Consider the following 14,120-nt stretch of genomic DNA (forward strand, 5'->3'; position numbering starts at 1 on the left):
CAGCCTACCGCGGCAGCACGGCGCTGAGCAGGCCGAAGAGCTTGTCGAGCTCCCCGGGGGTCACGCGCCGGTTCGACTTCACGCGGTCCCCCTCGGCGAAGAAGACGATCGGGTCGACGACGCGGACCGTCACGATGGCGATGCGGAACGAGGTCGCGCGCTCGATCTCCTCGTTGAGGAAGGCCGCGTCGCGGGCGGCGAGCTCCGGGCTCTCGCTCGCGCCGTCGAGCGCGACCGTGGCGCCGCCGTCCTTGGTCAGCGTCACGGTGGCCTCGAGCGATCTCAGGGTGGGCGGCACCCGTGGCGCCTCCCGCGGTCCCTTCAGCGTCCGCGCCGGGTCGATCGCCGCGGCGATCGCGGCCTCGTCGCCCGTCGGATCGGGGAAGCCGCCCGTGCCCAGGAAGCGCCGCGCCTCGCGCGCCCGCGCGACCGGCAACACAACGAGGAAGTCGGGCTCCACGGTCGCCACGACGCGCGTGTGGCCCTTGATGGTCACGCGCACCGCCGGCACGCCGAGCTCGGTCTCCCGGGTCCCTGGCGGCTGGCTGCGCGAGAGGAGCGCGTCGAGGCCGGACGCCAGCTTGTCCGGCGGCACGCTGTGCTGGACGACGACCACCGCCTCGTGGGCCGCGTCCGCGCGCGGCGCGGTGACGAAGGCGCGCTCGACGTCCCGCTCCGGATCGAGCCCCGTGCCGGCGAGCACGGGGCCCCACAGATCGAGCGCCGCGAGCCGCGCCATGATGGGGTGTCCCCGGGTCCTGTCGCCGTAGACGAGCACAGAGACCTTCCCCCCGGCGATCGACTGCGCGATCGCGGCCGCGTTGCGCGGCTTCGGCGGCGGCGGCGCCTCCGCGCTGACCGGCGCTCCGGACGACGCGGAGCCGCACGAGGCGGCGAGGAGGGCGAGGCCGATGACGACGAGCCGCAGCAGCGAGCGGCGCAGCGGCGAGACGCGCATCGCGGCGGGGAGCCCTTGGCGAACGGACGACATCACCCAGGCGACGTTACCGGCACCTACCCGATCCTGCCAGCGGGGCAAACCTCCTCGGCGCCCAGGCGTGGCGTCGGCGCCCGTCGACCGACCGGCTGTCGACCGGCTGTCCACCGACCGATTGCTCGATCGTCGTTCGCCGCTCGTCGACGCGCGACGCGACGACGCGCTGCACGGCGACGATGCGAGAAGGTGCGCGGGCTCGCGGTCCTGCGCACGCACCTCGCTGCGGCGAGGCCATCCCTCTTCCTCGGCTCGGGACCTGGAGTAGGATGCCGCTCCCGCGGTCCACGCAGAGCTCATGCGCGCCGCAAGGCTCCGTGCCGCGCGACGCCGCGGACGCCGAGCCCGACCCATGTTGAAGAGGAGTGTCATCCCATGGCGGTCCGCCCATCCGACCTGCACGCGATCCCCCTGTTCGAGAGAATCACGGAGGATCACCTCGATGACCTGATGAAGGCGTTCCAGCGCCAGGAGGTCCCGTCCGGCCACGTGCTCTTCGAGGCCCGGAGCGCCCCGGCGCACCTGTTCCTCCTGGTCCGGGGCGAGGTCGCGCTGCTCGACGCGGGCGAGACGCGCTTCCGCCTGAGCCCCATCTCGCCCATCGGCGAGCTCGGCGCGCTGACCGGCTTCCGGCGGACGACGACGGCGGTGACGACGCAGCCTTCGGAGATCTGGCGCATCGGCGTCGCCGAGCTCCAGAACTTCTTCGAGGACCACGGGGACGTCGCGTACCCCTTCTACAACAACCTGCTCAACGTCGTGGCCGGCAAGATCCGGCGCGACGCGCGCCGCCTCGAGGAGACCCGCGCGAACCTGATCCGCACGCAGAAGGCGATGAAGCGGCTCCTCGATCTCGTGCTCGACAGCGAGGAGACGCCGCTGAGCAAGGTCATCTGCGCGACCCTGGAGGAGCTCATCGAGAAGAACCGGCGCTCCCACTACATGGTCGAGCCGGCGCACACGCTGAAGAGCTCGGTCCGTCTGGACAGCGGCGCCCTCGTCACCGTCGTCGAGCTCTCGGACGGCTGGCTGCGCCTCGCCGGTCTGCGCGACGTCGCGAAGGACGCGCACTGGAGCGGCGTGCTCGTCCTGCCCGGGCGCGAGATCCCGGTGAGCGGGACCATCGACGCGGTCGACGATCACGGCGCGCTGGTGAAGCTCGATCTCCTGATCGACGAGTACGCCGCCGCGCTCCAGGACTACCTGACACGCCTCCAGATGCTGGATTTCGTGGTGTGACCTCTCGCCGCGCTCGCGGGCCGCGCATCGATGCGCGGCGGCCGCGGCGCGGCGGCGCTGCTCCTCTCAGGCTTTCAGGCGCTCAGGCTTTCAGGCTTCAGCCTTCAGGCTTCAGGCTTCAGACGGTTGCCAGGATCGTGCCCGGTGATCTACGGTTCCAGGAGCTCGCTGACATCACAGCGCTGAGCCGAAGTGGCGGAATGGCAAACGCGGCGGATTCAAAATCCGCTGTCCGCAAGGGCTTGTGGGTTCGAGTCCCACCTTCGGTACCGAGAGCGCCTCTCACGATCGTTCGTCGCCAGGCAGCCGAGGACGGATGGTTCGCGCTGGCGGGCCACCGTCTTGTCACCAGGCGGCGCCTAGAGGCTGACCGTCCGTGACGCTGGGCGAGCCTGGACGGCGCGCTCTGTCGGAGCACGGCGCTGTCAGGCTGCTACGCTCGGCGCGCATGTCGCGTCGGAGCGGAGGTGGGATCGAACGGCTGGGCGGGCTGATCCAGCGCGCGTCTTCGTTCTCGGCGCCGGCGGAGGTCGACACCTCGCCAATGCCGTTCCGCGACTGGGAAGCGGCCGTGGGGTCCCGGATCGCCGCGCGCGCGCGGCCGCTCAAGCTGGAGCGCGGCGTGCTCCACGTCCGCGCGGCGAGCTCGATGTGGGCGCAGGAGCTCTCGCTGCTCGGCGATGCCATCACCGCGCAGCTCCGGTCGCGCGGCCTCCCGGTGCAGTCGCTCCGGTTCCGCGTCGGCAAGGTGGAGCCGGTCGCGCGGCCGCCGTGGCGCGAGGAGGTCCGCCCGACCCCGAAGGAGGCGCCGCTCCCGGTCGAGGTGCGGCGAGAGCTCGGGAAGGTCGCCGATACCGAGCTGCGCGATGCGATCGCGAAGGCCGCCGCGAGGAACCTCGGCTGGCAGGAAGCCGAGGCGGGCGCGCGCCCCCGCAACGCGCCGCCGCCGCTCCAGCCCTCCGCCGCGCCGGCCCCACCTGTGCCGCCGCCTGCTCCACGCGCGGCGCAGCCGCCTGCCTCGCACGGGGCCGCCCGCGCGGCGCAGCCGCCTGCCCCACACGGGGCCGCCCGCGCGGCGCAGCCGCCGGCTCCGCGCGCGTCGCGCGTGTCGCCAGAGGCCGCCGCTCCCGCGACGCCCGGCGGCGACGCGGCGGCTACTTCGCCGCGACGAGGCGCTCGAGACCCTCGATCCGCTGCATCAAGAACCGCTCGGTCGGACCGAACGACGGAGCCATCCGGCGCAGGTCGTCGAGGTAGATCCTGAGCGGCTGGATATCGAGCGTCTTGACGCGCCGGACGACGGTGTAGAGCTCATCGACGACGGGGCCGGGAAGCGGGCGGCGCGCGATCGTGAAGAGCTCGAACGCGTAGTTGACCCACGTCCCCTTGGTCGTGGCGCCCGCGAGGCGAGCCGCGTAGCGCGCGGCGAGCTCCGCGGCCGGCATCTCGAGCGGCACGTTCGTCCGCGCGCGGCTCAGGATGTCGATCAGCACCGTCTGCAGGATGCGCTCGGCCTCCTCGCTGCGGCCCATCGCCAGCGCCTTGTCGGCGAGGCTCGCGAGCAGGCGCAGCGACTGGAAGCCCTTGGACCCGCCGTCTCCCGTCGGGCTCGTGAGCTCCGTCGGGTCGTCCGACATCTTGCGCATCTCGGTCAGCGCCATCGCGCCGAGCGTCGCCGTCGCGCGCCGGAACTCGACCCCGTAGGCGTCGTGGGGGCGCGACTCCTCCCCGCCGTAGAGCAGCATCTCCTGGCTGCCGATGATGATGCGATCGCCGTCGGTCAGCTCGCGCTGGCCGGAGATGCGCGTGCCGTTGACGTACACGCCGTTCCTGCTCTCGAGATCGTGCACGGCCACGCCGTCGCTGCGCACCTGCAGCGTCGCGTGGCGCCGCGACACCAGCGGGTCGTCGAGCGAGAGCTGGCAATCGCCGCTCCGGCCGATCACGAAGGGCCCTTCGGGGAGCTCGAAATCGTGCGCCAAGTACCGGAGGCGGAAAGGCATGGTCTATTTCAGTGCGCCGAGGCGCTCGAGCCCTTCGATACGCTGGAGGATGAACCGCTCCGCCGGCGTACGCTCGCCTGCGCGCTCGCGGAGCCGCTTCGCATAGCCACGGAGAATGGACATGTCGACGGCCTTCACCTTGCGCAGGACACTATACAGCTCATCGACGAGGTAAGCGGGGAGGAGGAGCTCGAGCCGGGTATTCAGCTCGAAAATGTAGTTGATCCACGAGCCGCGACCCGTCGCCGCGGCGAGGCGGGCCGCATACATGCTTGCCTTCTCGACCAGCTCGGGCTGCACGGCGCCGACGCCCCCGTCCCGCGCCTTCGTGAGGATGTCGGTGAGCGAGCGCTGGAGGATGCGCTCGGCTTCATCCACGCGCCCCAGGGCGAGCGCCTTGTCGGCGACGCTGCCGATGAGGCTGAGCGCGTGCACGCGCTTGTCGGGGTGCTGGGGGACGAGCCCGGGGAGCGACCTCCGGGAGGCGATGGCCGTCGCGCCGTCGTCCTCGCCCCCGGGCATCTCGCTCATGTCGACCGTGCGCGCGTTCTGCTGCCTCGTCCAGAGCGGCGCGCTCCGGGGCGAGTGCGCCGAGTTCGGCTCGATGGCCCCGAGCAGGAACATCTCCTGCCCCCCGATCGCGATCTTGTCGCCGTCCGACAGGATCTGGCGCCCCGCGATCCGAGCCCCGTTGATGAGCACGCCGTTGCGGCTGCCGAGATCCTCGATCGCGACGCCGCCCTCACCGACGGTCAGCAGCGCGTGCCTGCGCGACACCAGCGGGTCGTCCAGCGACAGCTGGCAGTCCGCGCTCCGTCCGATGAAGAACTCGCCGAGCGGCACCTCGAGATCGTGGGCGAGGTAGCGCAATCGGATGCCCATGATCGAGCCATACCAACAGCCCAACAGGCCGTCAAAAGACAGCTTTCGGGCCGCGTAGCATTGGTTTGCAAGCCCACAAGAAGGGCCGTGCAATACGGACGGGACGTCTGTTACCGTCTTACAGTATCACACCAGTCGTCCTCGTCGCTGTCGTCGTCGCGTGGCGTGTCGTCGCGCGCCCTTACGACCGGCTCGGGGAGGCTCAGGGGAGGCGAGAGAGGACCCGGAGCAGCCTAAGGAGGAGCCTTGGGTGCGCGACGAGGCCGTAGATCTTGAGCTCCCCTCTGGCCACGAGGCGCGCGAGGTCGCGCAGGGGGCCGCTCTGGCGGCGGTGCAGCACCCCCAGCTTCGGGAGGCGCAGCCAGCGGTGGAACGCGACGTCGGGGAGCCGGCGGAGCGCCGACTCGTCGCCGCAGAACGTGACGGACGGGATGCCGATGGCGCCGTCGTGGATGGTGAGGCGCCCGTGGTCGAAGCGCATCGTCATGGACGTGTCGGCGTCCTGCGCGACGACGAGCACCGACCCGCGCAGCGCCCGGAAATCGGCGGCGCGCTTCGGGTCGCGCGCGAGGTGCTCGCGGATGAGCTGGCCGAGGTAGGCGGCGAGCGGGTTCTCCTCAGCGCCTGGGGCGAGATCGACGATGGGCTCCATGGTGCCCCCTCACCCGGCCGCGCGCGCTCCGTCCACCCCGATGTCGCGGCGGAGCACCTTGCCGTCGAAGTCGATGGCGCCCGCGGCGCGGAAGGCGCGCTCCCGCGCCTCGGCGAGCGAATCGCCCGCGGCGGTGACGGCGAGCACGCGGCCCCCCGCGGTCACGACCGCGCCGTCCCGCTCGGCCGTGCCCGCGTGGTTCACGAAGGCGCCCTCGACCGCGGCCGCGGCGTCGAGGCCGCGGATGACGTCGCCGGTCACCGGCGCCGTGGGGTAGCCGCGCGCCGCGAGGACGACGGTGAGCGCGTGGCGGCCGGGGGCGACGCGCGCCGCCCCGGGAGCGAGCGCGCCCGACGCGGCAGACGCGCAGAGCTCGGCGACGTCGCCCTCGATCAGCTCCATCAGCGCCTCGCACTCGGGATCGCCGAAGCGGACGTTGTGCTCGAGCAGCATGGGGTCCCCGGCGGGCGTGATCATCAGGCCCGCGAACAGCACCCCGCGGAAGGGCCTCCCCTCCGCCCGCATGCCGTCGATCGTCGGCCGGAGGATCTCGCGCTCGACGCGCGCGGTCAGGGCCGGGGTGACGCGGGCGCTCGGCGCGAACGCGCCCATGCCGCCCGTGTTCGGCCCGGTGTCGCCCTCGCCGACGCGCTTGTGATCGCGCGCCGCCGGCAGGACGAAGATCGCCTCACCGTCGCTGATGGCGTGCACGCTGGCCTCCTCGCCCAGGATCGCGTCCTCGAGGATCACGGTCGCGCCGGCGTCGCCGAAGCGGCGATCCACGAGCATGTCCTTCGCGGCCGCGAGGGCCTCGTCGACGGTCGTCGCGACGACGACGCCCTTGCCGGCGCAGAGGCCGTCGGCCTTCACGACGATGGGCGCGCCGCGCTCGCGGATGACGCGGGCCGCCTCGTCGAAGGAGCGCACGATCCGGAACGGCGCGGTCGGGATCCCGTGGCGGGCGGCGAACTCCTTGAGGAACGCCTTCGACCCCTCGAGGCGGGCCGCCTCGCGGCTCGGCCCGAAGACGGCGACGCCCTCGGCGGCGAGCGCGTCGGCGACGCCGGCGCAGAGCGGCGCCTCGGGGCCGACGACGACCAGGTCGGCGCGCTCGCGGACGGCGAGCCGGGTCGCCTCGGCGGGCGACAGGGACGGGAGGTCGACGCGGCGGATCGGGGCGCGGCCGGCGCCTGCTCGCGCGTGGGTCCCGGCGTTCCCGGGCGCCACGATCACCTCGGCGACCGAGGGCGATCGGGCGAACGCACGCGCGAGGGCGTGCTCGCGCCCCCCGGAGCCGAGCACGAGGATGCGGCGGTCTGACCTTCGGGGGGCGGCGGAGCTCACCCCCGCGCGCTACCACGCGCCGGGCCTTGCTGTCGAGGCGCCTCGCGCGGTCCCGTGCCCGCGGGGGGGCTCCGCGGCGCCCGGCGTCGTGATAGAAGCGCCCGCGGGGCGCGCGGCGCGGCTCAGCCGGGGCTGCGGACGCGCGCCGCCGGGCCCTTCGCGAGGGGGACCGGAGGGCGGATCCCTGAACATTCTGGAGGGATCGGCGAGCGCGGGTCGCTCGACGTCGAGGGGACGTCGAGGGGGCGGCGGGCGCGGATCCCCCGTCGTGGAGGTGAGCGATGACGCATCGGGCTTCGTGGGATGAATACTTCATGCGCATCGCCGAGGTCGTCGCGTCGCGGGCGACCTGCGATCGGAAGCACGTCGGCGCGGTGATCGTGCGCGACAAGAGCATCCTCGCGACCGGGTACAACGGCTCGATCCGGGGGCTGCCTCACTGCGACGAGGAGGGGCACCTGATCGAGGACGGCCACTGCGTGCGCACGATCCACGCGGAGGCCAACGCCATCATCCAGGCCGCGCGGAACGGGGTGCGGATCGACGGCGCGACGGTCTACGTCACGGCCTCGCCTTGCTGGGGGTGCTTCAAGATGATCGCGAACGCGGGGCTCTCGCGCGTCGTCTTCGGCGAGTTCTACCGCGACGAGCGCATCTTCCGGTTCGCCACGGAGCTCGGGATCGAGCTCGCCCCGCTGGAGCGGCGCGAGACGCCCGCCTGAGGCGTTGCGCGGGCGGGCGCTCGGTTGAGCGAGCCCTCGCGCAGTCGACGCCAGGTTGCGCGGCGACCTGCGCAACGCTCAGGCCTTGCGCGGCCGCGGCAGCCCGTACACGCGGATCCGCTCGACCAGCGTGCGCCGTGAGATCCCGAGCAGCGCCGCGGCGCGCGTCTGGTTCCCCATGCACTGCTCGAGCGCCTGGACGATGCGCTCGCGCTCGTGGGCCTCCATGGCGTCGCGCAGCCGCGTGGGGCCCGGGTCCACGCCGTCCGGCGCGCTCTTCGCGACGTCGGGCACGCTCCTCGCAGACGCAGACGCAGACGCAGACGCAGACGCAGACGCAGACGCCGCCGCACTCGCGTCCGAGGGCGCCGAGACGGGCGCCTGCGGCGGGCGCACCGGAAGGGGCACGGCATGCGATGGACGGGTGGGATCGGCCAGCGGGGAGAGGAGCAGGTGCTCCGGTTCGATGGGCGCCCCGTTGGCGAGGATCACCGCGCGCTCGATCACGTTGCGCAGCTCCCGGATGTTGCCTGGCCAGCTGTGGCGCTGGAGCCCGGCCAGGGCCGCGGGCGAGATCGGAACGGCCAAGGCGCTCGCCTCGCCGGGGAAGAGCTCCTTCGCCGTGCGCTCCGCGAAGAGCTGCGCCAGCGCCGCGACCTCCCCGGGCCGCTCGCGCAGCGGCGGGATGACGAGGGTCACGCCGTTCAGCCGGAAATACAGGTCCTGCCGGAACGCGCCGCGGCTCACCTCGGCCTCGAGGTCGCGGTGCGTCGCCGCGACGAAGCGGACGTCGATCTTGATGGGGGTCAGCCCGCCGACCCGCATCACCTTCCGCTCCTCGATGACCCGGAGGAGCTTGGCCTGGATCGAGGGCGGCAGCTCGCCGATCTCATCGAGGAACACGGTGCCCCCTTCGGCCGTCTCGAGCAGCCCCGGCTTCGCCCGGACGGCGCCGGTGAAGGCGCCGCGCTCGTGGCCGAACAGCTCGCTCTCGAGCAGCGACTCGGACAGCGCGACGCAGCTCAGGCGCAGGAGCGGGCGGCTCGCGCGCGGCGAGGCCCTGTGGATCGACTCGGCCAGCACCTCCTTGCCGGCGCCCGTCTCGCCGAGGAGGAGGATGTTGATCGGGCCCTTCGCGACGCGCTCGGCCAGCTCGTAGACGGCGCGCATCGCGTCGTCCTTGACGATGACGTCCTTGCCCGCGTCCCGCTCGCCGCCCTTCTGGCGGAGGACGACGCGCGCGGCGCCCAGGTAGATGACGTCGCCGGGCGCGAGCTCGACCGCAGCGCCCCGCGCGGACGCGCCCTTGCCGACGTCGATCAGGCGCTCGGTCGCCGCGCTGCAGTGCCGGGCGCGCACGCGGGTCCCGTTGCTGCTGCCGAGGTCCTCGATCCGGAGCGGCGGGCCCAGGTGCAGCACCGCGTGGCGGCGCGACACCGAGGAGTCGGGGACGCAGATGTCGGCGTCCTCGTCCCTGCCCAGGACGACGCTGCCCGAACCCGGCAGCTGCCGGGTGCTCATCGAGCTCTGGGTGATGATCAGGAGCTCGAGCGAGCCACCGTCGCGGGAAAGAATCTCCGGATCAGCCACATCGCACCCCAGAGTCGCGCCGGACGACGAGCGGCGCCCCGCCGCTGCGCGTGTGCGATCCGCTCCGGGGACCGTTGCGGCAGCGTTCGCAGGACGGTCGCCAGGACCGAGGGCGCGCCCAGCAGCCGGCGGCGTAGCACGGACGCGCGCGCAGGGCGACTTCCGTCGCGCTCACCTTCCGCTCGCGGGGCTCCCCCGCCGTGGCGGTCGAGGTGGTCCAGCGCGCGCGGGGCGGCGATCGTCATCGCGGCGAGGCGGCGCGCTCCCGGCGCCGCGGCGCGGGCAGTAGAGTTTCCGCGGATGATCGCGCGGGACCCGTTCGGCTGGGTGGGCAGCTCCATCGGCGGCAAGCTGATGGTGGACGCCGTGGCCGGCGAGGGGACGTTCGGCGTGGTCTACCGGGCGACCCACCTGGGATTCCAGGAGCAGGTGGCGGTCAAGTGCCTGAAAATCCCCGCAGATCTCCTGCCGGAAGAGCGGCAGTCGCTGCTCGACACGTTCGAGCGCGAGGCCCGGCTGCTGCACCGGCTCTCGCGCCGGACGACGGGCATCGTCCAGGCGCTCGACGTCTCTGCCGCGACCTCGCCGGAGGGCTGCTGGACGCCGTACATCGTCATGGAGTGGCTCGAGGGCGAGACGCTCGCGCAGCACATCGAGGCGCGGCGCGCGTCCGGGCGCGCGCCGTACTCGGTCGACGAGGCGATCGAGCTCCTGGCGCCGGCGGTGGGGGCGCTCGCGATGGCGCACGACGAGCGGGTCTCTCACCGCGACGTCAAGCCGGCGAACCTGTTCCTCGTCGAGACGCCCGGCGCGACGACGATCAAGGTCGTCGATTTCGGCATCGCCAAGGTGATCGACGCGTCGATGCCGCTGTCGAAGGCGCTCGCGGAGACGAGGCGAGCCGTGGCCGCGCCGCAGCGCGTGAGCGCCAGCGACACGACGCAGGTGCTCGTGACGTCGCCGACGTTGCACGTGTTCACGCCGCTCTACGGCGCTCCGGAGCAGTTCGAGCCGAAGCTCGGCGCGACGGGGCCCTGGACGGACGTGTTCGCGCTCGGGCTCGTCCTGCTGCAGCTGGCCTCGGGGAAGCCGCCGATCGACGGGCGTGATTGGGCCGAGCTCTACCTCGCCGCCGTGGACCCGCGCAGGCGGCCGTCGTTCGCGGGGCTGGGCGTCGAGGCGAGCCCCGCGCTCGAGGCGGTCGTCGCGCGAGCCGTCGCGGTCGATCCGGCAGCGCGCTTCCGGGACGCGCGCGAGCTCGGAGAAGCGCTCGCGTCCGCGCGCGCCGGCTCCTCGCACAGGCCGCCGGCTGCCCCGCTCTCCACGATCTCGCCGAGGGCCGACCAGGCGTCTCCGCGGGGTCCGAGCGCGGCGCTCCCGGCCGCTCCGGCGCCCGCCGACGCCACGAAGGTCACGGCGCCCGCGGGCGCGGCGCAGGTCGCGGCGCCCGCGGGGGAGTACCGTGTCTGCACCGTGCTCTCCGCGGAGATCGTCGCCGGCGACGAGGGGCAGGAGCCGCTCGATCCCGAGCAGGAGCTCGAGCTACGCGAGGCGTGCCGCGAGCTCGTCCGCGAGCGCGTCGAGGCGCTCGGGGGCGTCGTGAAGGGCAGGAGCGACGGCGTCGTCACCGCGCTGTTCGGCGCGCCGCGCGCGAGCGACAACGACGCCGAGCGCGCCGTCCGCGCCGGGCTGGAGCTCGCGTCGCTCGACGCCGCGTCGCTCCCCGTCCAGCTGCCGCGGCGCTCCCGGCCGATGTTGCGCGTGGGCATCAGCACGGGAAGGCTGTTCGTGAGCGGCGCGACCGGGCGGGGCGCCCCGGTCGACGCCTCCGGCGAGGCCTTGAAGGCGGCCGCCCAGCTCCAGCAGGCCGCCGCGCCCGGCGCGGTGCTGATCGCTCAGCCGACGTTCCGGCAGGTGGCCGGGCTCTTCCAGGTCGAGCCGCAGGGCGACGGCGCGACGGGCTTCCGTGTGCTGAAGCTCGCGAGCGGATCGGGCGCGGGATCCGATTTCCTCGGCCTCGACACCCGCTTCGTCGGGCGGGCGGGGGAGGTGCAGCGGCTCTCGGAGGCGCTGGAGACGGTCATCGCGGAGCGGCGCGCGATGTTCGTCTCGGTGATCGGCGCAGGCGGCATCGGCCGCAGCCGCCTCCTCGCCGAGGTCCGGACGAGGGCGCTGTCGCAGGCGGAGCCGTGCATCGTGCTCGGCGCGGCGTGCTCGTCGCTGTCGATGGATGCGAGCTACCACCTCGCCGCGTCGCTCCTTCGCGCTCATTTCCACATCCAGGACGGCGACCCGCGCGAGGTCGTGCTGCGCAAGCTCGCGAGCGGCGTCGCGGGCGCAGACGCCGGAGGCGAGGCAGGCGGCGCGCCGCACCCGATCGCCCTGGAGGACGCGCTGGCGGAGGTCGCGGCCGTGCTCTGCCCGTCCCCGGCGGCGCGAGCCGCGCCCGCGACGGCGATCGTCCCCGACGAGGGCGGCGTCGAGGTGGCGAAGCGGGTGGCCGCGGCCGTCGCGATGCTGCTGCGGGCGATGGCCGCGCGCGGAGCCGTCGTCGTGCTGCTCGACGACATCCACTGGGCGGACGAGGCCAGCCTCGACCTCTTCGACGACCTCGCCGTGCGCCTGTCGGACGCGCCCCTGCTCCTCATCGGCGCGGCGCGGCCCGAGCTCTACGAGCGGCGGCCGCACTGGGGCGAAGGGAAAGCGAGCCACGCGCGCCTCGATCTCGGCCCGCTGCCGCGGCGGCACATCGAGGACATGGCGCGCGAGCGCCTCCGCCTCGTCGCGGGCTGCTCCGCCGAGGCGCTCCGCGCGCTCGCGGAGCGCGCCGAGGGCAACCCGCTCACGCTGACCGAGACGCTGTACCTGCTCATCGACGCCGGCGCGCTCGAGCGGCGCCTCGGCGAGCCCTGGATCCTGCACGAGGAGCAGCTCGCCCGGCTCTCGTTGCCGGCGACGATCCAGGGCATCGTCCAGGCGCGGCTCGATCGGCTCGACGGCGAGGCGCGGGCGGTCCTGGCGCAGGCGGCCGTGGTCGGCAGGACGTTCTGGAAGGGCGCGATCGACCACCTCCGCGGCGCCGCGCCGCTCCACGGCGGCGGATCGAGCACCGCGGACGTGCTGCGGCGGCTCCGGGATCAGCAGCTCATCCAGGCGCGCGACGCGTCCACCTTCCCCGGGGACTGCGAGTACGTCTTCGCCGAGGCGGCGACCCAGGAGATCGCCTACGAGACGCTCAGCCTCAAGGTGCGCCGGGCCATGCACCGCGCGGTCGCTGCCTGGGTCGACGGCGTCTCGGCGGGGCGCTCGCCTGCGCGCGCGCCGCGGGGGCTCGGGGAGGCGCTCGCGGCGCTCCACCATGATCGCGGCGGCGACGCGCTCGCCGCCGCGCGCGCCTACACGCGCGCGGCGGCGAGCGCGTCGTCGCTCGGGCAGAACGCCGAGGCGCTGCGGCACTTCGAGCGGGCCCGGGAGATCCACGCGAGCGCGGCGGACGGCGCCCCGGCGAGGGGCTCCGCGGCGCGCGCCCCGTCGGCCGCCGCGCCGGGGGGCGACGAGCGCCGGCTGTTCGCCTGGCACGAGCGCGCGGCGCTGTTGCTCGACGTCGGCGACGCCCTCCGCAGGGCGGGCCGCCTCGACGAGGCGGAGCGCGCGTACATCGAGGCGCGGACGCGGATCCTCCGCGTCGAGCGGCGCGCCTCCGCGCCGCCCGCGGAAGGCCCGGAGGCCGCGCTGTTCTGGGATGCGCGCGTGGATTTCCGCCTCGCCCTCGTGCTCAAGGTGCGCGGCGCGACGGCCGACGCGCGCGCGCTGGTCGAGCGCGCGATCGCGCTCGCGGAGCGCGGCGGCGCCGCCCCGGAGACGCTCCCCATGTACGGGCTGCTCGCGGCGCTCCACCGGCGCGCGGGCGATCTCGACGCCTGTCGCGCGGTCGCGCTCCGGAGCCTGCGCATCTGCCGGACGCTGCCTCGAGGCGACGACCGCCGCCGCGCGGCGGCGTCGCAGCTGCTCCTCGCGCTCGGGACCGTGTTCTACTCGCGCGGTCGGCTGGTGCAGGCCGAGCGCTGCTACCGCCAGGCTGCGCGGGCCGTCGACGAGCGCGCGTACCCCGAGGCGCTGAGCTTCGCGCTGAACGGCGTCGCGGCCGTGCTGTTCGCGAAGGGCGATCTCGGCGGCGCGCGGGAGGTGTTCGCCCGAGCGCTCGCGCTGAAGGAGCGGCTCGGCGATCTCCAGGCGATCGCGTCGGGGCACAACAACCTCGCGGAGGTCGAGCTCCGCCTCGCGCGCCCGCACGCCGCGCTGGAGCACGCGCGGCGCGCCGTGAGGCTGGGCGAGCAGGCCGGCGCCGGCGCCGATCTCCCGGACGCGCACCGCAACCTCGCCGCCGCGCTCCTCGCGGCCGGCCACGTCGGCGAGGCGCTCGATTCCGGCTGCGCGGCGCTGCGCCTCGCCGAGGTGGGCGGCGGGCGCGTGTACCTCGCGGACGTGGCGCTCGGCCTCGCGCGGATCTGCCGCGCGGCCCTCCGCGACGCCTCGACCCGCCCTCGCGCCGAGGCGGCCGTGGCGCAGCTCTCCGCCTCGCTGGGGGCGCATTTCCGGGACGGTGAGCTCGCGGCGCGGGCCGGCGAGTGCCGCGCGCTGCTCTCGGATCCCTGAGGGGCTGACCCTTTCTCGTCAGGTAGCGCGACGTGTCG

At 74.2% G+C, this 14,120-nt stretch carries 10 protein-coding genes and 1 tRNA gene; 5 read left to right on the forward strand and 6 right to left on the reverse strand.

The window, feature by feature from the left end; all coding sequences use genetic code 11:
* Positions 1–4 precede the first annotated feature (4 nt).
* Positions 5–991: a hypothetical protein gene (locus tag WMF29_RS47375; protein WP_437326612.1), complete on the reverse strand. Its 987-nt coding sequence runs from the start codon at positions 989–991 to the stop codon at positions 5–7.
* Between the two features lie 378 nt (positions 992–1,369).
* Here WMF29_RS47375 and WMF29_RS47380 point away from each other — a divergent pair, with 378 nt between their 5' ends.
* From WMF29_RS47380 to WMF29_RS47390, 3 genes are all read left to right on the forward strand, one after another.
* Positions 1,370–2,233, forward strand: coding sequence for a Crp/Fnr family transcriptional regulator (locus WMF29_RS47380; RefSeq protein ID WP_272096745.1), 864 nt, complete (start codon positions 1,370–1,372; stop codon positions 2,231–2,233).
* Between the two features lie 186 nt (positions 2,234–2,419).
* Positions 2,420–2,502 (forward strand) — tRNA-Leu (locus WMF29_RS47385).
* A gap of 275 nt (positions 2,503–2,777) precedes the next feature.
* On the forward strand, positions 2,778–3,497 hold the full coding sequence (locus WMF29_RS47390) for a DUF721 domain-containing protein (RefSeq protein WP_437331252.1): 720 nt from the start codon (positions 2,778–2,780) through the stop codon (positions 3,495–3,497).
* Here WMF29_RS47390 and WMF29_RS47395 read toward each other — a convergent pair.
* From WMF29_RS47395 to purD, 4 genes are all read right to left on the reverse strand, one after another.
* A complete protein-coding gene (locus tag WMF29_RS47395; RefSeq protein WP_437326613.1) occupies positions 3,388–4,236 on the reverse strand; it encodes an FHA domain-containing protein in 849 nt (282 codons plus the stop codon). The two genes, WMF29_RS47390 and WMF29_RS47395, sit on opposite strands and share 110 nt — an antisense overlap.
* 3 nt (positions 4,237–4,239) lie before the next feature.
* Positions 4,240–5,118 carry an FHA domain-containing protein gene (locus WMF29_RS47400; RefSeq protein WP_437326614.1) on the reverse strand — a complete coding sequence of 293 codons (879 nt, stop codon included), beginning with the start codon at positions 5,116–5,118 and terminating at the stop codon, positions 4,240–4,242.
* A gap of 202 nt (positions 5,119–5,320) precedes the next feature.
* A complete protein-coding gene (locus tag WMF29_RS47405) occupies positions 5,321–5,770 on the reverse strand; it encodes a hypothetical protein (RefSeq protein WP_437326615.1) in 450 nt (149 codons plus the stop codon).
* A 9-nt stretch (positions 5,771–5,779) separates the two neighbouring features.
* Entirely contained in the window at positions 5,780–7,114 is a 1,335-nt protein-coding gene (gene purD, locus WMF29_RS47410; protein WP_437326616.1) for a phosphoribosylamine--glycine ligase, read from the reverse strand.
* 281 nt (positions 7,115–7,395) lie between these two features.
* Between purD and WMF29_RS47415 the strand changes: the two genes are divergently transcribed.
* The gene (locus WMF29_RS47415; protein WP_272096750.1) at positions 7,396–7,836 is read left to right on the forward strand and encodes a deoxycytidylate deaminase; all 441 of its coding nucleotides are present in this window, start codon (positions 7,396–7,398) and stop codon (positions 7,834–7,836) included.
* 78 nt (positions 7,837–7,914) lie between these two features.
* Here the strand turns inward: WMF29_RS47415 and WMF29_RS47420 are convergent, their stop codons facing one another.
* The gene (locus WMF29_RS47420; RefSeq protein ID WP_437326617.1) at positions 7,915–9,426 is read right to left on the reverse strand and encodes a sigma 54-interacting transcriptional regulator; all 1,512 of its coding nucleotides are present in this window, start codon (positions 9,424–9,426) and stop codon (positions 7,915–7,917) included.
* 300 nt (positions 9,427–9,726) lie between these two features.
* Between WMF29_RS47420 and WMF29_RS47425 the strand changes: the two genes are divergently transcribed.
* On the forward strand, positions 9,727–14,082 hold the full coding sequence (locus WMF29_RS47425; RefSeq protein WP_437326618.1) for a serine/threonine-protein kinase: 4,356 nt from the start codon (positions 9,727–9,729) through the stop codon (positions 14,080–14,082).
* Positions 14,083–14,120: the final 38 nt, after the last annotated feature.

It is taken from the genome of Sorangium sp. So ce381 (genome assembly GCF_051473845.1).
In the GTDB taxonomy this organism is placed as follows: Bacteria; Myxococcota_A; Polyangia; order Polyangiales; family Polyangiaceae; genus Sorangium; species Sorangium atrum.